This is a genomic window from Dyella humicola, from assembly GCF_026283945.1.
GTDB classification, from domain to species: Bacteria; Pseudomonadota; Gammaproteobacteria; order Xanthomonadales; family Rhodanobacteraceae; genus Dyella; species Dyella humicola.
Genome location: NZ_JAPDPC010000001.1, coordinates 157,311 through 173,740 on the forward strand (window position 1 = coordinate 157,311; position 16,430 = coordinate 173,740).

The 16,430-nt window shown below is 63.2% G+C and carries 21 protein-coding genes; 19 read left to right on the forward strand and 2 right to left on the reverse strand.

The genetic code is table 11. The features are described from left to right. Positions 1-89: 89 nt before the first annotated feature. Positions 90-911 carry a polyphosphate kinase 2 gene (ppk2, locus tag OUZ30_RS00660; protein ID WP_266180226.1) on the forward strand — a complete coding sequence of 274 codons (822 nt, stop codon included), beginning with the start codon at positions 90-92 and terminating at the stop codon, positions 909-911. A gap of 56 nt (positions 912-967) precedes the next feature. Continuing rightward, entirely contained in the window at positions 968-1,231 is a 264-nt protein-coding gene (locus OUZ30_RS00665) for a hypothetical protein (RefSeq protein ID WP_266180227.1), read from the forward strand. A 105-nt stretch (positions 1,232-1,336) separates the two neighbouring features. Here OUZ30_RS00665 and OUZ30_RS00670 read toward each other — a convergent pair whose 3' ends face one another. Then, positions 1,337-2,287 (reverse strand): hypothetical protein, encoded by a 951-nt coding sequence (locus OUZ30_RS00670; RefSeq protein WP_266180228.1) that lies wholly within the window; start codon positions 2,285-2,287, stop codon positions 1,337-1,339. A gap of 271 nt (positions 2,288-2,558) precedes the next feature. Here OUZ30_RS00670 and queD point away from each other — a divergent pair, with 271 nt between their 5' ends. The 13 genes from queD (at position 2,559) to glmU (ending at position 13,057) form a co-directional block, all read left to right on the forward strand. Then, positions 2,559-2,921, forward strand: a complete 363-nt coding sequence (gene queD, locus OUZ30_RS00675) for a 6-carboxytetrahydropterin synthase QueD (RefSeq protein WP_266180229.1) — start codon at positions 2,559-2,561, stop codon at positions 2,919-2,921. A gap of 152 nt (positions 2,922-3,073) precedes the next feature. Next, entirely contained in the window at positions 3,074-3,466 is a 393-nt protein-coding gene (locus OUZ30_RS00680) for a phasin family protein (protein WP_266180230.1), read from the forward strand. Between the two features lie 240 nt (positions 3,467-3,706). After that, positions 3,707-4,072 (forward strand): hypothetical protein, encoded by a 366-nt coding sequence (locus OUZ30_RS00685; protein ID WP_266180231.1) that lies wholly within the window; start codon positions 3,707-3,709, stop codon positions 4,070-4,072. Between the two features lie 3 nt (positions 4,073-4,075). Further along, complete coding sequence (gene atpB, locus OUZ30_RS00690; RefSeq protein ID WP_266180232.1) at positions 4,076-4,891, forward strand: F0F1 ATP synthase subunit A; 816 nt, start codon at positions 4,076-4,078, stop codon at positions 4,889-4,891. Positions 4,892-4,958: 67 nt separating this feature from the next. Further along, positions 4,959-5,258, forward strand: a complete 300-nt coding sequence (gene atpE / locus OUZ30_RS00695) for a F0F1 ATP synthase subunit C (RefSeq protein ID WP_108471844.1) — start codon at positions 4,959-4,961, stop codon at positions 5,256-5,258. Between the two features lie 98 nt (positions 5,259-5,356). Continuing rightward, positions 5,357-5,827: a F0F1 ATP synthase subunit B gene (locus OUZ30_RS00700; protein WP_266180233.1), complete on the forward strand. Its 471-nt coding sequence runs from the start codon at positions 5,357-5,359 to the stop codon at positions 5,825-5,827. A gap of 3 nt (positions 5,828-5,830) precedes the next feature. After that, complete coding sequence (locus OUZ30_RS00705; protein ID WP_266180234.1) at positions 5,831-6,364, forward strand: F0F1 ATP synthase subunit delta; 534 nt, start codon at positions 5,831-5,833, stop codon at positions 6,362-6,364. A 26-nt stretch (positions 6,365-6,390) separates the two neighbouring features. Then, positions 6,391-7,941: a F0F1 ATP synthase subunit alpha gene (gene atpA, locus OUZ30_RS00710; RefSeq protein WP_266180235.1), complete on the forward strand. Its 1,551-nt coding sequence runs from the start codon at positions 6,391-6,393 to the stop codon at positions 7,939-7,941. A gap of 93 nt (positions 7,942-8,034) precedes the next feature. Further along, a complete protein-coding gene (gene atpG, locus OUZ30_RS00715; protein ID WP_266180236.1) occupies positions 8,035-8,964 on the forward strand; it encodes a F0F1 ATP synthase subunit gamma in 930 nt (309 codons plus the stop codon). Between the two features lie 78 nt (positions 8,965-9,042). Next, positions 9,043-10,455, forward strand: a complete 1,413-nt coding sequence (atpD, locus tag OUZ30_RS00720; RefSeq protein WP_266180237.1) for a F0F1 ATP synthase subunit beta — start codon at positions 9,043-9,045, stop codon at positions 10,453-10,455. 58 nt (positions 10,456-10,513) lie between these two features. Further along, positions 10,514-10,942, forward strand: coding sequence for a F0F1 ATP synthase subunit epsilon (locus OUZ30_RS00725; RefSeq protein ID WP_266180238.1), 429 nt, complete (start codon positions 10,514-10,516; stop codon positions 10,940-10,942). Between the two features lie 90 nt (positions 10,943-11,032). After that, entirely contained in the window at positions 11,033-11,605 is a 573-nt protein-coding gene (locus tag OUZ30_RS00730; protein WP_266180239.1) for a hypothetical protein, read from the forward strand. Positions 11,606-11,689: 84 nt separating this feature from the next. Further along, positions 11,690-13,057, forward strand: a complete 1,368-nt coding sequence (gene glmU, locus OUZ30_RS00735; RefSeq protein WP_266183072.1) for a bifunctional UDP-N-acetylglucosamine diphosphorylase/glucosamine-1-phosphate N-acetyltransferase GlmU — start codon at positions 11,690-11,692, stop codon at positions 13,055-13,057. A 20-nt stretch (positions 13,058-13,077) separates the two neighbouring features. Here the strand turns inward: glmU and OUZ30_RS00740 are convergent, their stop codons facing one another. After that, on the reverse strand, positions 13,078-14,070 hold the full coding sequence (locus OUZ30_RS00740) for a chorismate transformation FkbO/Hyg5 family protein (RefSeq protein WP_266180240.1): 993 nt from the start codon (positions 14,068-14,070) through the stop codon (positions 13,078-13,080). A gap of 90 nt (positions 14,071-14,160) precedes the next feature. Between OUZ30_RS00740 and OUZ30_RS00745 the strand changes: the two genes are divergently transcribed. The 4 genes from OUZ30_RS00745 to OUZ30_RS00760 all read left to right on the forward strand — a co-directional run bounded on the left by OUZ30_RS00745 (position 14,161) and on the right by OUZ30_RS00760 (position 16,428). After that, a complete protein-coding gene (locus tag OUZ30_RS00745) occupies positions 14,161-14,430 on the forward strand; it encodes a phosphopantetheine-binding protein (protein ID WP_266151054.1) in 270 nt (89 codons plus the stop codon). Positions 14,431-14,607: 177 nt separating this feature from the next. Beyond that, the gene (locus tag OUZ30_RS00750) at positions 14,608-14,907 is read left to right on the forward strand and encodes an ApeI family dehydratase (protein ID WP_266180241.1); all 300 of its coding nucleotides are present in this window, start codon (positions 14,608-14,610) and stop codon (positions 14,905-14,907) included. Beyond that, entirely contained in the window at positions 14,904-15,857 is a 954-nt protein-coding gene (locus OUZ30_RS00755) for a lysophospholipid acyltransferase family protein (protein ID WP_266180242.1), read from the forward strand. The genes OUZ30_RS00750 and OUZ30_RS00755 overlap by 4 nt, the downstream gene beginning before the upstream one ends. Next, positions 15,781-16,428: a LolA-related protein gene (locus OUZ30_RS00760; RefSeq protein WP_266180243.1), complete on the forward strand. Its 648-nt coding sequence runs from the start codon at positions 15,781-15,783 to the stop codon at positions 16,426-16,428. The genes OUZ30_RS00755 and OUZ30_RS00760 overlap by 77 nt, the downstream gene beginning before the upstream one ends. The last annotated feature ends 2 nt before the right edge of the window (positions 16,429-16,430 follow it).

Here is a 16,430-nt window from a genome sequence, read left to right on the forward strand (position 1 = left end):
TCCTTCGTGCCAACGACGGCGAGCTTAATGGCCGTCGACGGGAAGGTTCGTTTGCATGCCAGGTCCAGGGCGAACATGAGGGCGATGCGATGGCAAAGGACAAAAAGGCAGCCAAGGGAGACGAGCCCGCCGAGCGGACGAAACTCAAGAACAAGGACTATCAGAACGAGCTGCAGAAGCTGCATGTCGAACTGGTGAAGCTGCAAGGCTGGGTGCAAAAGCAGGGTTCCAAGATTTGCATCGTTTTCGAAGGGCGTGACGGCGCAGGCAAGGGTGGCGCCATCAAGGCCATCACCGAGCGGGTGAGTCCGCGCGTGTTCCGAGTGGTTGCGCTGCCAGCACCCACCGATCGCGAGAAGAGCCAGATGTATATCCAGCGCTACCTGCCCCATTTGCCGGCGGCGGGCGAGATCGTGATTTTCGATCGCAGCTGGTACAACCGGGCGGGCGTCGAGCGTGTGATGGGCTTTTGCACCGACGAACAGGTTGAGAGCTTCCTGCACGTGGCGCCGCTGGTGGAGCGCGGCATGGTCGCTTCGGGCCTCACCCTGCTCAAGTATTGGCTGGAGGTCGATGAAGCCGAGCAGACGCGGCGTTTGCAGGGGCGCATCGACGATGGGCGCAAGATCTGGAAGCTGTCGTCGATGGACCTGAAGTCCTATGGCCGCTGGTACGACTACTCGCGCGCACGCGACGCCATGTTCCGCGCCACCGACACGGAATTTGCGCCGTGGCTGGTGGTCAACTCCAACGATAAGCGCCGCGCCCGTCTCAACATCATCAACGACCTGCTCAACCGCATTCCGTACAAGGAAGTGCCGCGCGAAAAAGTGGTCCTGCCCAAGCGCGAGAAACGCGGTGATTACCGCGAGCCGGATTATCCATACCGCTTCATCGACGAAAAATTCTGACGGACGCGGGCGATGGTGCCAGCGCTGCAGAGGACGGTTGTTTCGGGAGGGCGTTCATGACCCGCTTACTGCTTGGCAATATCGAACCGGGCACGTCCGAAGAGGAGGTTGCAGCCTTCCTCGACAAGTACGGTTTTCCGGCCTATGACCGCATCGAGCAGGTGCCCGGCGACGGTTCGCGGCCTGCCGTCCTGCTGACCTACATTGGCGTCACGGAATCGGCGCTGGAGAAATTGCGTCCGCGTGTCCATCACGTGTTCTGGAAAAGGCGCGAACTCAACGTGATGATCCTGGGCGATCACACGGACCACGCGGAGTGAGCGCCGCCCGCCTGAGATCGAGTCGACGGCCAGGGAAGGCATGCTTTTGAGACGCCAGGATGGCCAGCTTCTGCTGCACGGCGGGTCTCGCGGCCTTCGTAACGGCTACAAATGCACGGTGGCCGACAGCAGCATGGGCTGGCTTGCGTGTCCGCCGGGGCCATTGAACTCGTAGATCCAGCGATAGCGAAATTCGATGTTTCCGCCCCGCCACCTGGTGTTCCAGTTGATCTGTGGCCCCACGCCGAGCCCCACGCCATCGAAGCTCGGGTTGCGCGGCATGCCGTAGCTGGGTGTGTTGGGATCTCGCGAGTAGTGTTCGATCGCGGCGGCCACCCCACCGACGCCCCAGCCGCCCGTGCTTTGTCGCATCACCACAGTCTCGATGCGACCCACCGCACTGTTCTGGTAGATCGCATTGGTCTTGCGCGAGAACCAACCGACGGCGACGATCGTGGAGGCATCCCCTTCACCGCTGGCCAGGGTCTTGATGTAGGCCACCTTCGGCGTGAGGGTCCAGAAGTTGTACGCGGCCTTGCTACGCCGGCTGTTCTGGAGGTTGCTGGTGGTCGCGGTCACGCCATACGACACCGCGATGCGGTCGTTCGGGGTGATGCGGTAACCGGCAAGGAGCTGCGTGCGGGCGATCGCCGCCTCGCCATTGGCCCCGAAGCTCGTGCTGCTCGGCAGGCTTGCGCTCTGGAGGTTGAACGCATCGGGCGACCCGTTGTAAGACGTCGTCACCGAAGCGAAGCTCCATCGCCCGACGTCCCGGCTCCAGTCGCTGCGGCCGGCGGTGGGAAACGCCCAGGCCTCGCTCATCGCCGTCGCCATGCGGACGGCACCTGGGGCGGCGACGGGCGTCACCCCGTTCGCTGCGCTTGCCAGACCGGTGTCCCATGAATCGGCGCGAGCATTCGTTGCTGGGCCGGCGTAGGCAGCGACGGGACGGCCACGCAAAAGAAGCTCCGGGCCGCCATCGGCAGCCGCGGCCAAGCCTGGAACGATGGCCGTCGTCAGTGCAGCGACGGTAGCGGCCTTCCACAACCTGCACATCGCCCTACCCTCTAGGCAAGGAGGACTCGGTCACGCATCGATCTTCAAGAGATTGCGAGGTGTGGTCGTGGGTGACACGCAGTAGGGCCGTTGGTTGCCTTCAGTTCCCCGCGTGCCGACGACCCCCGCCTCCGGACGCCCATTTAAGCCAGCGTGCACGTCAACCCGACGTGCAACGCATGTGTGGATAACCATCGCTCTTGGGCGTGTGAAGAGCCACGGCGGGCGGCGTGCCTCGGAAGCGACGTGCCGCAAGCGGTAGAATGGCGCTATGCATATCTTCAAAGTCTTCCACATCGAAGCGGCCCATCGACTCCCGAATGTGCCGTTGGGCCACAAGTGCGCGCGACTGCACGGGCATTCCTTCCGTATCGAGATTCACGTAGCGGGCGAGCCGGATCCGTCGCTCGGCTGGGTCATGGATTTTGCTGACGTGAAGACAGCCTTCGCGCCGCTGTATGACCAGCTCGATCATCACTACCTCAACGACATCGAGGGGCTGGAGAACCCGACCAGCGAAATGCTGGCGCGCTGGATCTTCACGCGCCTGGAGCCGCGTTTGCCTGGCCTGGACAAAGTGGTCGTGCACGAGACCTGCACGTCGGGCGCCAGTAGTAGCCGTGACAGCTTTTGACGCGTCGCAAAATTTCATGGGTTCGTCTTAAAGTGGCGAATTCATTGAATTTTTCGTGACACGGTAGTTCTGACATAAAAAATATATTGCATTGCAACAAATGGCTTGGTAGGCTACGCCCACTACCCAAACTCCCGTCGAGGGACCAAGTCATGACGCAGCAACTCAATTCCCAGATTTTTGCTTACGCCAAACAGCTGGCTGACAGTGCCTTCAAGGCGCAGTCCCTGGCGCTCAAGGGTCTGGAAAAGGTCGCCGAGCTGCAGATGAAGGCGCTCGAAAAGCAGGCGGAAGTCACCTCCACCTTCATCACCGAAGCTTTCGAGACCCGCGATGCCGATGGCCTGCGTGTTCTGTGGGAGAAGGGCACCGCCGTCAGCCGCGAGAACGCCGAGCGCGCCGTGGCTGTGACGCAAGAAATCATTGCTGTGACCCAGAAGACCGCCGAGTCGCTCAATGCACTCGTGCAGGAGCAGCAGCAGGCAGCCAACGACGCCGTTGCGGCGCCGGTGGCCGCCGTCAAGAAAGCCGCTGCAGGCAAGTAATCACGTTTTATCGACGCAACACTTCTTCCCCCCAGTTGCGTCTCAGGGCCGGACTCATGTCCGGCCCTTTTCTTTGGGCGCCGCCCTAGACGTCGCAATGTGAACAAGACGACGTTTGACAAAATGCCGCGCGTGGCGCGACTTGTCGCTCCAATCGACGCGCTGATATACTCTTACGAATTGGAACATGGCGCGTAGCTGTATCGGTGCCGCCTCGTGTAAACCGCGCGGGGGCGTTACGTGCTCAACAGTCTTGTCTCCGGTCGACGTCTCGCCTTGCGCATCGTGTGGCTGCAGCTTGCTGTAGCGGTGCTGGCCGGCCTCGTTTTCCTGACGCTGGGTCGTCGTGAAGCGATATCGGCCGCTGCCGGTGCAACGATAGTGGCGCTGGGTACCGCGCTGCTGTCAGCACGCTTCTTCAGCGGGTTGAACGGGGCTGGTATGGCGTTGAGCCGATTGCTGACAGGCATGCTCCTTAAATGGGTCGTGATCGTCGGAGGGCTGGTCGTGATCCTGTTTAAATTCAAGTTGCCGCCGCTGGCCGCCATCACGGGGTTAGCGGCTGCTTACGCAGTTTATTTGCTGGCGTTCAGATTCAAGGGTTGAGACATGGCAAGCGAGTCGGGCGGCCTGACCGAATACATTCAGCATCATCTGACCCACCTGCGTCCGCACACGAGTCCGGATGGCTTCTGGGCTGTGCATATCGACTCGGTCGCAGTGTCGTTGGTGCTTGGCGCGGTCTTCTGCCTGCTGTTCTGGCTGATGGCGCGCAAGGCCACCGCAGGTGTGCCGGGCAAGGGCCAGGCGTTCGTCGAGCTGGTGCTCGAATTCGTCGATGGCCAGGTCAAGGACGTGTTCCATGGCGACCGCCGTTTTCTCGGGCCGCTGGCGCTGACCGTCTTCGTCTGGGTGTTTCTGATGAACGCGATGGATCTGCTGCCGGTGGATCTGCTGCCCTGGATCTTCGGGAAACTCGGCGTCGGTCATTTCCGCTCCGTGCCGACCGCCGACATCAACATGACGTTCGCGATGTCGCTGACCGTGTTCGTGTTGATCATCTTCTACAGCTTCAAGGCGAAGGGTTTCAACGGCTATATGCACGAGCTGTTCACCGCGCCGTTCGGCAAGCATCCGGCGCTGTGGATTCCCAATTTCCTGCTCAACGTCGTCGAACTGCTGTCCAAGCCGGTGAGCCTGGCGATGCGACTGTTCGGCAACATGTACGCAGGCGAGCTGGTGTTCATGCTGATCGCCGGCCTGTTCAGTGCCGGCGCCGGCCTGGCTGGCTGGGCGCTGTTTGGCGCCGGCATCATCGGTTACACGGTGTGGGGCGTGTTCCACATCCTGATCATCGGCATTCAGGCCTTCATTTTCATGGTGCTGACGATCGTCTACATCTCGATGGCGCACGATCACCACTGATTCGTGCGTTCGAATTATTCGTTTCAACCTTTTTGACTTTTCAGTTTAAATTTCTCAGGAGACCGTCGTGGAACTCATCGCTCATATTGCTCAAGTGCAGTCCTTCACCGCCATCGCGCTGGGTCTGATCATCGGTCTCGGTGCACTCGGTGCCTGTATCGGTATCGGCGTCATGGGTTCGAAGTTCCTCGAGGCCGCTGCCCGTCAGCCGGAACTCGTGCCGCTGCTGCAGGGCCGCATGTTCCTGCTCGCCGGCCTGATCGACGCGGCGTTCCTGATCGGTGTGGCGCTGGCGATGTACTTCGCCGTGGCGAACCCGCTGCTGTCGAACGTGATGAGCGCTGCCACGGCTGCAGCTGGTCACTAATCCGTCGGTTCATGGCGCCGCTTCGGCGGCGCCGCATTTCCGCAACGACGCTTCGGCGTACTTGCTCGTAATACACAGCAACTACAGGTAACGCAGCGATGGATTTCAACGCGACCTTGATTGGCGAAATGCTTTCGTTCGCCATCCTGATCTGGTTCTGCGTCCACTTCATTTGGCCGCATATCAACAAGGCGATTGAGGAACGGCAGATCAAGATTGCCGAGGGCTTCAATGCCGCAGAGCGCGCGCACGCCGAGCTGAGGGACGCCGACCGCAAGGTCGAGGCGGAGATCAAGGTGGCTCGCCAGCAGGCCAACGAGATCATCGAGCGTGCCCAGCAGCATGCCAACCAGATCGTGGACAAGGCTCGCGCCGAAGCCACGACCGAGGCCAACCGCCTGAAGGCCGCCGCCGCCGACGATCTCGTTAGCATGCAGCAGCGTGCGCGCGAAGAACTGCGTGGCTGGGTTGGCCGTCTGGCCATCCAGGGCGCGGAGAAGATCGTGCAGCGCGAAGTCGATGCCACGGCCCACAAGGCCATGCTCGACCAGCTCGTGGCCGAGATCTAAGTCATGGCCCAGGCAATCACCCTCGCCCGCCCGTATGCGCGTGCTGCCTTCGAACTGGCCCACGAGGCCGGTTCGCTTAGCGCATGGTCGCAGGCGCTGGCTTTCGCCGCGGAAGTGGCGAAGGACCCGCGTGTGGCCGGCTTCGGCAACGATCCGCGCGTGAAGCCGGAACAGCTGGTGGCGCTGCATCTGCCGCAAGGCATGAGTGCCGACGCGCCGTTCGCTCAGTTCCTGGGCGAGCTGGCGGAGCATCGCCGGATGGCCTTGCTGCCGGAGGCCGCCGCCTTGTTCGAGCAGTACAAGCGTGAATCGGAGTCGCAGCTGCTGGTCAAGGTGACCAGCGCGTTCGCGTTGGATGCCGCCCAGGCCGAACAGCTGAAGGCGTCGTTGAAGCGCCGCTTCAAGCGCGAAATCGAACTGGAGACCAAGGTCGACGCGACGCTGCTTGGCGGCGTGGTGATCGACACTGGTAGCGAAGTGATCGACGGCTCTGCTCGTGGACGTCTGGCGCGCTTGTCCAGCGCGCTGACGCACTGAATTTCTAAAATTTCGGGATACCGACCATGTCCAGCACCACTTTGAACCCGTCCGAGATCAGTGAACTGATCAAGAGCCGCATCGAGCAGTTCAAGCTCGGCGCGGAAGCTCGCAACGAAGGCACCATCATCAGCGTGTCCGACGGCATCGTGCGCATCCACGGCCTGGCCGACGTGATGCAGGGCGAAATGATCGAACTGCCGGGCAACTCCTTTGCAGTGGCGCTGAACCTCGAGCGTGACTCGGTGGGCGCCGTGGTGCTGGGCGAGTACCAGCACCTGCGCGAAGGCGACGTTGCCAAGACCACCGGCCGCATCCTTGAAGTGCCGATCGGCACCGAGCTGCTCGGCCGCGTCGTCGATGCGCTGGGCAACCCGATCGACGGCAAGGGCCCAATCGATGCGAAGCTCAGCTCGCCGATCGAGAAGGTTGCCCCGGGCGTGATCTGGCGTAAGTCGGTCGACGAGCCGGTGCAGACCGGTTACAAGTCGGTCGACTCAATGATCCCGATCGGCCGTGGCCAGCGTGAGCTGATCATCGGTGACCGTCAGACCGGCAAGACCGCGCTGGCGATCGACGCGATCATCAACCAGAAAGACTCCGGCATTAAGTGCATCTACGTCGCCATCGGCCAGAAGCGTTCGTCGATCGCCAACGTCGTGCGCAAGCTCGAAGAGAACGGCGCGCTGGCCAACACCATCGTGGTCGTCGCCTCGGCTTCCGAGTCGGCAGCGCTGCAGTACATCGCACCGTACTCCGGCTGCACCATGGGCGAATACTTCCGTGACCGTGGCCAAGACGCGCTGATCATCTATGACGATCTGTCCAAGCAGGCCGTGGCCTACCGCCAGATCTCGCTGCTGCTGAAGCGCCCGCCGGGCCGCGAAGCCTATCCGGGTGACGTGTTCTATTTGCACTCGCGTCTGCTCGAGCGCGCTTCCCGCGTCTCCGAGGAATACGTCGAGAAGTTCACCAACGGCGAAGTGAAGGGCAAGACCGGTTCGCTGACCGCGCTGCCGATCATCGAAACGCAGGCTGGCGACGTGTCTGCGTTCGTGCCGACCAACGTGATCTCGATCACCGACGGCCAGATCTTCCTGGAAACCGACCTGTTCAATTCGGGCATCCGTCCGGCCGTGAACGCCGGTATCTCGGTGTCCCGCGTCGGTGGTGCCGCGCAGACCAAGATCGTCAAGAAGCTGTCCGGCGGCGTGAAGCTGGCGCTGGCGCAGTTCCGTGAGCTGGCAGCGTTTGCGCAGTTCGCTTCGGATCTGGATCCGGCCACCCGCGCCCAGCTCGACCGCGGTCAGCGCGTGACCGAGCTGATGAAGCAGGCGCAGTACGCCCCGCTGTCGATCGCCGAGCTGGCGCTGTCGGTGTACGCGGCCGAGAAGGGCTACCTCGATGACCTGGCGGTCAACAAGGTGCTGCCGTTCGAGAAGGGCCTGCATGCCTTCATGCACCAGAACCATGGCGAGCTGATGAAGAAGATCGTCGCCACCGGTGACTGGAACAACGAGATCGAAGGCGTCTTCAAGTCCTCGCTGGACGAGTACAAGAAGACCGGTAGCTGGTAAGCAATAACGGGTGTACAGCCGCCAGTTGCGCGGCTGTACAGCACTCCGGCCGAACGGACCGGGATCGCAATCACCCAACAGGTTGAGGCAAACGTGGCAAGCGGACGCGAAATCAAAACCAAGATCAAGAGCACGCAGAACATGCGCAAGGTGACGCGCGCGCTCGAAATGGTCTCGGCCTCGAAGATCCGCAAGGCGCAGGATCTGATGAAGGCCTCGCGCCCCTATGCGCGCGCCATGCGCAAGGTCATCGCGCATGTGGCCCAGGCCAACACTGAGTTCAGTCATCCGTTCCTGCAGGAGCGCGAGACCGTCAAGCGCGTGGGCTATGTGGTCATCACCACCGATCGCGGCCTGTGCGGTGGCCTGAATTCCAACCTGTTCCGTCGCCTGTTGCCGGCCATCCGCGAGTGGCAGGACAAGGGCGTCGAAGTGGACGTGGTGGCGATCGGCCAGAAGGCGATCCAGTTCTTCCGTCGCATCAAGGGCATCAACCTGATCGGCAGCGTCAGCCATCTCGGTGAGAAGCCAAAGCTCGATCATCTGGTGGGCGTGATCAAGATTGCGCTGGACGGCTACCTGGCGGGCAACGTCGACCGCGTGTTCCTGGCCCACAACGACTTCGTCAACACCATGGTGCAAAAGCCGGCCGTGCACGCACTGTTGCCGCTGAACGTGGTTGCCGAGGAACTGGGTATCGCGGCCAGCGAGGCGTCACCTTCGCCGGATTACCCGGTGGCGGGCCTCAAGCTCCAGCACCAGCACGACTGGGATTACATCTACGAACCCGATGCCGCCACCGTGCTCGAGCACGTGATGGGTCGCTACATCGAGTCGATCGTGTATCAGGGCGTGTTGGAAAACCTGGCCAGCGAGCATGCGGCGCGCATGGTCGCGATGAAGAGCGCGTCGGATAACGCGAACAAGGTGATTGGTGAGCTGACGCTGATTTACAACAAGGCGCGTCAGGCTGCGATCACCCAGGAAATTTCCGAAATCGTAGGCGGCGCTGCGGCAGTTTAAGCCGCGCTAGAACCAAATTTCATGGCGACGCGAAGCGGCGCCGCAACAAACACTAAAAGATCCATCCGGAGCAAATCCATGAGCCAGGGCAAAGTTGTACAGATCATCGGCGCGGTTATCGACGTGGAATTTCCGCGCGATCAGGTGCCGCAGGTTTACGACGCGCTGAAGATTGACGGCACCGATATCACGCTGGAAGTCCAGCAGGTATTGGGTGACGGGATCGTCCGTACCATCGCCCTCGGTTCCACCGGCGGCCTGAAGCGCGGCCTCGTGGCGCGCAACACCGGCGAAGGCATCAAGGTGCCGGTCGGCAAGGCCACGCTCGGCCGCATCATGGACGTGCTGGGCGAGCCGATTGATGAAGCGGGCCCGATCGGCGAGCAGGATCGCTGGGTCATCCATCGCGAAGCGCCGAGCTATGACGACCAGGCGGCTGCCAGCGATCTGCTGGAAACCGGCATCAAGGTCATCGACCTGATGTGCCCGTTTGCCAAGGGCGGCAAGGTCGGCCTGTTCGGCGGCGCCGGCGTGGGCAAGACCGTGAACATGATGGAGCTGATCAACAACATCGCCAAGGCGCACGCGGGTCTGTCCGTGTTCGCCGGCGTGGGCGAGCGTACCCGTGAGGGCAACGACTTCTACCACGAGATGAAGGACTCCAACGTCCTGGACAAGGTCGCGATGGTGTACGGCCAGATGAACGAGCCGCCGGGCAACCGTCTGCGCGTTGCGCTGACCGGCCTGACCATGGCCGAGTACTTCCGCGACGAGAAGGACGAGCACGGCAGGGGCAAGGACGTGCTGTTGTTCGTCGACAACATCTACCGCTACACGCTGGCCGGTACCGAAGTGTCCGCACTGCTCGGCCGTATGCCGTCCGCCGTGGGTTACCAGCCGACGCTGGCCGAGGAAATGGGCGTGCTGCAGGAGCGCATCACCTCGACCAAGACCGGTTCGATCACTTCAATCCAGGCCGTGTACGTGCCCGCGGATGACCTTACCGATCCGTCGCCGGCCACCACCTTCGCCCACTTGGATGCGACCGTGGTGCTCTCGCGTAACATCGCCTCGCTGGGTATCTACCCGGCCGTGGATCCGCTGGACTCCACCAGCCGCCAGCTCGACCCGAACGTGATCGGCGTCGAGCACTACGACGTCGCCCGTCGCGTGCAGGGCACGCTGCAGAAATACAAAGAGCTCAAGGACATCATCGCGATCCTGGGCATGGACGAGCTGTCGGAAGAAGACAAGCAGGCCGTGTCGCGTGCGCGCAAGATCGAGCGCTTCTTCTCGCAGCCGTTCCACGTGGCCGAAGTGTTCACCGGTTCGCCGGGCAAGTACGTGCCGCTGAAGGAAACCATCCGCGGCTTCAAGATGATCGTGGACGGCGACGCTGATCACCTACCGGAACAGGCGTTCTACATGGTCGGCGGCATCGACGAGGCCATCAAGAAGGCCGAGGAAATGGCTGCCAAGAAGGCCGCCTGATCCCTCAGGGCGGACCTAACGGTCCGCCCGTCGCCTTAAGCATCCGGAATCTTCAGTCATGAGCCACACCATTCGCGTCGAAGTCGTCAGTGCCGAAGCCGAGATCTACTCGGGCGAGGCGACGATGGTCGTTGCCACCGGCGAGCTCGGCGAGCTGGGCATCACGCCGCGCCACGCGCCGCTGATCACCCGCCTGAAGCCGGGCAAGGTCGTCGTTACCCAGTCGAACGGTGAGAAGATCGATATCTCCATCACCAGCGGCGGCATTCTCGAAGTCCAGCCGCAGGTGGTCACCGTGCTGGCGGATTCGGCGATCCGCTCCGACAAAATCGATGAAGCTGCCGCCCTGGCCGCCAAGCGGGAAGCAGAGGACGCGCTGGCCAATCGCACCGACGCGGTTGAGATCGCCGATGCCCAGGCCAAGCTGGCCCAGGCACTCACCCAGCTGCAGGCGCTGGAGCGTCTCCGCAAGACGCTCAAGCACTAAGACACGCGCCCACCCGGGCGATACGAGACGCCGGCCAACAGGCCGGCGTTTTTGTTTATGCTGCGTCCACCCCACGGGAGAGGGCGACGCATGGACGTGAAGTCAATTCGCCAAGCCAGCTATCGACCGCCGCTGGGATGGGCTCTTGCCGCCGCCGCTACCATGCTGGCGGGTTGCGCGACCACGCCCTCGCCGGCACCCGCACAGCCGTCCCCGCAGGGCGATACGTCCTATCGCGCCGTCGCTAAGGAAAGCATGCGGCATTACCAGCTGGCGATGGGTGAGATTTCCACGGGTGCCATACCCAGTGCGCGCTCGGCCCCGATCTATCCGCCGGAATTGCTCTCGTCCGGACTCCCGCCGGTTGAAATCGAGGCACAGTTGATCGTCAATGCCGAAGGCAAGGTCAGCGAGGTACGCATCGCCGACGAGGTACAGGTCGATCCCCAGCGCCGGCCGTTCGCCGATGCGGTACGCAAGGCGGCCATGCAATGGACGTTCGAGCCCTTGTTGATCAGTCGCTGGGCGGCCGATGCGAACGGCAACGAGCACAAGGTCGACAGCGAAGCGCGCCCGTTCAGCGCAGCCTATGTGTTTCGCTTCGCCTGGAAGGACGGCAAGCCGGTCACCGACGTCAATGCCGCCGCGGACGGCGCGCGCTAGCCTTTTTCACGCCCTCACCATGTCCGCAGATCTCCATCCGGCGGCTGCTATGCTCCGCCGCTAGCCACGACGGGCCAGCCCATGATCAAAAACGCTCCCCTCCACGTCATCGTCCTTGCCGCTGGCGAAGGCAAGCGCATGAAGTCCAAGAAGGCCAAGGTGCTGATGCCATTGGCCGGCCGACCGTTGCTGGCGCATGTGCTCGAGGCCGCCCGCGCATTGGGGCCTCAGGTCATCCACCTGGTTTATGGCCATTGCGGTGAGCAGGTGCGGGCGGCGTTTGAGGGTCAGGCCGATTTGCATTGGGTGTTGCAATCGCAGCGGCTGGGTACCGGGCATGCCGTGCGTGAAGCGCTGCTTGATGTTCCCGACGATGCCACGGTGTTGGTGCTTTATGGCGATGTGCCGCTGACTCGCGCACAGACCTTGCAGCGCCTCGTGAACGCCGAAGGCACGGTCGGCCTGTTGGCTACCCGTGTCGCCGATCCGCAGGGTTACGGGCGCGTACTGCGTGACGGCAATGGCTTGGTGCGTGCCGTCGTGGAAGAGAAGGACGCCGATGACAGCCAACGCGCCATCAATCTGATCAACACAGGCATTGTTGCCGCCGAAGCGGTGGCACTGAAGCGCTGGACATCGAAACTCGATCGCAACAACGCGCAAGGCGAGTACTACCTCACCGACATCTTCGCCATGGCCGCTGCCGAGAATCGTGCTGCGGCGTGCGTGGAATGCGAGGACGAATACGAGGCGGCCGGTGCCAACAATCCCTGGCAGCTGGCCGAGCTTGAGGCTCAGTATCGGCTGCGCGCCGCCAAGGCGCTGGCGCTGGAAGGTGTGCGCATCGTCGATCCTTCACGCATCGACGTACGCGGCACGGTGACGGCGGGCGCGGACGTCGACATCGATATCGACGTCATTCTCGAAGGCGAGGTATCGCTGGGCGAGGACGTACGGATTGGCGCATTCACACGCTTGAAGGATGTGCGTCTCGCCGCAGGCACCGTCGTGCATTCGCACTGTGATCTGGAAGGCGTGGTGACGCACGGTCCGTGCATCATCGGGCCGTATGCGCGCTTGCGCCCGGGTACCGAACTGGCTACCGGCGTGCATATCGGTAACTTTGTCGAGACCAAGAAGGCGCATCTCGGCGAGGGCAGCAAGGCCAATCACCTGAGCTATCTTGGCGACACCGTGATTGGTAGCGGCGTGAACATCGGCGCCGGCACCATCACGTGCAACTACGACGGCGTGAACAAGAGTCTCACCACGATCGGCGATGGTGCCTTCATCGGCTCGAACAGCGCCTTGGTGGCCCCCGTGACGATCGGCGCCCAGGCCACCATTGGCGCGGGCTCGGTGATCGGTAAGGATGCGCCGGCCGGTGAGCTGACACTGGCGCGCGCGCGTCAGGTAACGCTTGAGGGCTGGCACCGTCCGACCAAGAAATGACCCGTACGATCCGGTTGCTGTTACGCGTAGCGCCAGCCGTCGATTTCCACCAGCAATTCCTGCCTGCAGATGTCGCCGTGCAGCAGGAGTACGGGCACGCCGGGCAGCCGGCGCTGCAGGACATCGCGAACCATTGGCGCGTCGGTCGGCTGTCGCACGTAGGCCTTGAGCGGCGATTGCGTGTCGAAGCCGGCGTTCATGCCGGCGCTGGCAAGCAGGGCCTCGAGGTTGGTCAGCGTTTCGTCGAGTTGGGCCAGCAGGTCGTCCTGATGTGCCGAGGCGTGGCCAACCACGGCGGCCGTTCCTGAGATGGCCAGGGCGTCCTGAGCCGGCAAGGCCATGGCGCGGGCGAATCGGGGCGTTGTGCGGCCATATTGGCGCGGGTAGTGCCAGGCGCTGACCTGGCGCGGATTTTCCACCCTCAGGCCGGGCTGGTCACAGGCGAGCAGGTAGACCTGCAGGCGCGATTCGGCGGCATGGTGGCCGATGGCGGTCGCGGCGGGGAATCCCTCGGCGAAGAACGCGCCCATGCCCTCCACCCGGCCATCGCAGAACTGCTTGTAGCGCTCGCTGTCGCCGTCGCCCAGGTTGATGTCGCCGAGATAATTCCAGATGCGTTGCACGTGGTGTTCACGGCGGGTCGCAAGAAAACCGCACACGGCCGCGTAAGCAGCGGCGCTGGCGCCGCGGGGGCCACCGTGGGCGTGCTCGTCCAGCTCGATGGCAGCGAACAGCCAGCCGTCGCCGGCGGACCAGCGCAACTCGCCCGCGCGACCATGGGTTACCGTCCCGTTCACCTGCCAGATCTCCAGCGGTGCCGGCGCATCAAAGCACTCGAGATCGACCCTCACCCAGCGCGGATCGGCGCTTCGGCTGGCGCCGGCTCCAAAGCCGAATACGGCCAGCGTGCCCGACTCGTGCAGGACCGCCTCGGCGTCGGCACTGCGGTAAGACACCTGCGGTGCGCGCCGCAGCGCAGGCCGGGCGACAGCGTTTTCACAACCCTGAACCATGGAGTGCAACCGAGGGAGGCGGGGGCGCTATGTTACACTTGTCGGCCGCTGCCTCTGGGGGAGAGGCGCATGTACCGAGTACGCAAAGGCATGGCCGAGCAGAGCACCCCACAACACCAGCTGGCTACCTTGATCGTGGAATGCCTCAATCTGGAGGCAGTGACGCCTGATCAGATCGATCCTGATGCACCTCTGTTCGGCGGTGACCTCGGTCTGGATTCCATCGACGCGCTGGAGATCGCGCTGGCCGTGTCCAAGCGCTACGGCTTTCAGCTGCGCTCGGACAATCCGGAAAACCGCCAGATCTTTACCAGCCTGCGTACGCTGTCCGAACACATCGAACAGCACCGCGCGGCCTAACCCCCATGGGGCATGATGCGGTCAGAGCCTGCAGCTTTCCTCCGCCGTCGCCGGTTTAGCGAACAGGCAGATCCCGCCATGTCGTTCTCTCTCTCCTCGCACCAGAAGACTACGTCGCGGCTGTGGCATGGCGGCAGCTTGGCCCCAGCGGGCGCGTGGTAATGGCTCCACGTTGCCATGAGTAGCACCGTCTATCAGCGCGACATCTGCGTCGCGGCAGATCATCCCAGCCTGCCCGGGCACTTCCCTGGTGCGCCGCTGGTGCCGGGCGTGGTGCTGCTGGAGCAGGTGGCGCAGGCGTTGCGGGAGTGGCGCGATCTGCGCATGGCGCGCGTATTGGAAGTCAAGTTCGTGGCACCGCTGCTGCCGGATGAACGTGCCACGCTGGACTTGATCGACGCGGCCGGCCGCGTGCGCTTCGAAATACGTCGCGACGGCACCTTGCTGGCGCGCGGCCTGATCGAGGGGGCGCCGTGAGCGAACACTGGCAGAGCCGCCCTGAAGGTGGTGGACGTTTCGCGTTGTGGCTGATCCGCACGATCGCGTTGCGTGGTGGCCGCCCACTTGGCCGTCTATGCCTCTATCCGATCACACTCTATTTTTTCCTGCGGCGTGGGCCTGAACGGCTTGCCTCGCGGCGCTTTCTGGAGCGAGTCCAGGGCCGGCCGGTTTCCGCCTGGCATGTGATGAAGCACATCCACAGCTTTGCCGCGACCCTTCTCGATCGGATCTTCCTGCTGGCGCACGGCGAGAAGGGTTTCGATATTTCGGTGGAAGGGCTGGACGAACTCGAGGTCTGCCTTGCGCAGGGGCGTGGCTTGCTGTTGCTGGGAACCCATCAGGGCAGCTTCGAAGCCTTGCGCGCGTTGCGATCGCGGCGGCCGGAGGCTTCGCTGCGCGTCGTACTCGACAAGCAGAAAACACCTGCCATGACCGAGTTGCTGGAAGCGCTCGCTCCCGAAGTCGGCGACCAGGTGATCGATGCATCGCTGGGCGGCGCATCCATAACGCTCGCGGTGGCCGAAGCCTGTGAGCAGGGTGCCATGGTGGCCTTGCTGGCCGACCGTGGGCGCGAGCACGAAGTGTTGCGACGTACCCCCTTCCTCGGTGAACCCGCGCCCTTCCCCGTGGGTCCCTGGTTGTTGGCGCACTCGCTGAAAGTGCCGGTGATGCTGTGCTTCGGCCTTTACGAAGGCGGTAACCGCTACCGCCTCATCTTCGAACCGTTCGCCGAACGCGTGGAGATTCCGCGCCACGACCGCGCGCATGCGCTGGACGCGGTTATCGCCCGTTACGCCCTTCGCGTGGAACATTACGCGCAGGTTGCCCCCTACAACTGGTTCAATTTCTATGACTTCTGGCAGCAAGATGCTGGTGTTCCTGTCTGGAACGATGCTGTCGCTGTGCGTAAACGCGTCGGCGCCTGAAGACGCCGCCACGGCACGCGCGCTGGTGAACTCGCTAGGTCGTCCTGCGCCTGCGCGCACGGCCTTCGCCGAGGCACGTTTCCTCAAGTTGCTGGATCAACCACTGGTCGTGTCCGGCGAGTTGGCCTGGTTGGGCGGCGATCGCCTTGAGCGCCACGTGGAACACCCCAATCGCGAAGTCTCGAGCATCGCCGATGGCGAAGTAACCCAGCAGCGCGAGGGTCGTCCGCCGCGTCGCTTCTCGCTCAAGCGCGCGCCGCAGCTGCAGATCATGCTCGACAGCTTTGTCGCCTTGCTCGGCGGCGATTCCGCACGCCTGGAGCAGGCCTTTGCCATCCAGCATACCGTCGACGATTCGAAGCGCTGGACCCTGACGCTCACGCCGCGCGACCCGACCCTGGTGCGCACGGTCAGTCGCATCGAGATTGACGGACAGGGCAACGAGCCGCGCTGCATACGCATGCAGGAGGCGGACGGCGATCTCGCCATTGATCTGCTGGGTGACCTCGCCGCCAGCATGCCGGCGGCGCCCACGCGCGACGCCCTGGTGGCGCTCTGCCAGGGCGGATGAGC

Excerpts from the sequence above, each read along its gene's own strand:
- ppk2 (WP_266180226.1), top strand. The coding sequence starts at position 90 with ATGGCAAAGGACAAAAAGGCAGCCAAGGGAGACGAGCCCGCCGAGCGG.
- OUZ30_RS00665 (WP_266180227.1), top strand. The coding sequence starts at position 968 with ATGACCCGCTTACTGCTTGGCAATATCGAACCGGGCACGTCCGAAGAG.
- OUZ30_RS00670 (WP_266180228.1), bottom strand. The coding sequence starts at position 2,287 with ATGTGCAGGTTGTGGAAGGCCGCTACCGTCGCTGCACTGACGACGGCC.
- queD (WP_266180229.1), top strand. The coding sequence starts at position 2,559 with ATGCATATCTTCAAAGTCTTCCACATCGAAGCGGCCCATCGACTCCCG.
- OUZ30_RS00680 (WP_266180230.1), top strand. The coding sequence starts at position 3,074 with ATGACGCAGCAACTCAATTCCCAGATTTTTGCTTACGCCAAACAGCTG.
- atpB (WP_266180232.1), top strand. The coding sequence starts at position 4,076 with ATGGCAAGCGAGTCGGGCGGCCTGACCGAATACATTCAGCATCATCTG.
- OUZ30_RS00700 (WP_266180233.1), top strand. The coding sequence starts at position 5,357 with ATGGATTTCAACGCGACCTTGATTGGCGAAATGCTTTCGTTCGCCATC.
- OUZ30_RS00705 (WP_266180234.1), top strand. The coding sequence starts at position 5,831 with ATGGCCCAGGCAATCACCCTCGCCCGCCCGTATGCGCGTGCTGCCTTC.
- atpA (WP_266180235.1), top strand. The coding sequence starts at position 6,391 with ATGTCCAGCACCACTTTGAACCCGTCCGAGATCAGTGAACTGATCAAG.
- atpD (WP_266180237.1), top strand. The coding sequence starts at position 9,043 with ATGAGCCAGGGCAAAGTTGTACAGATCATCGGCGCGGTTATCGACGTG.
- OUZ30_RS00725 (WP_266180238.1), top strand. The coding sequence starts at position 10,514 with ATGAGCCACACCATTCGCGTCGAAGTCGTCAGTGCCGAAGCCGAGATC.
- OUZ30_RS00730 (WP_266180239.1), top strand. The coding sequence starts at position 11,033 with ATGGACGTGAAGTCAATTCGCCAAGCCAGCTATCGACCGCCGCTGGGA.
- OUZ30_RS00740 (WP_266180240.1), bottom strand. The coding sequence starts at position 14,070 with ATGGTTCAGGGTTGTGAAAACGCTGTCGCCCGGCCTGCGCTGCGGCGC.
- OUZ30_RS00745 (WP_266151054.1), top strand. The coding sequence starts at position 14,161 with ATGGCCGAGCAGAGCACCCCACAACACCAGCTGGCTACCTTGATCGTG.
- OUZ30_RS00750 (WP_266180241.1), top strand. The coding sequence starts at position 14,608 with ATGAGTAGCACCGTCTATCAGCGCGACATCTGCGTCGCGGCAGATCAT.
- OUZ30_RS00760 (WP_266180243.1), top strand. The coding sequence starts at position 15,781 with ATGACTTCTGGCAGCAAGATGCTGGTGTTCCTGTCTGGAACGATGCTG.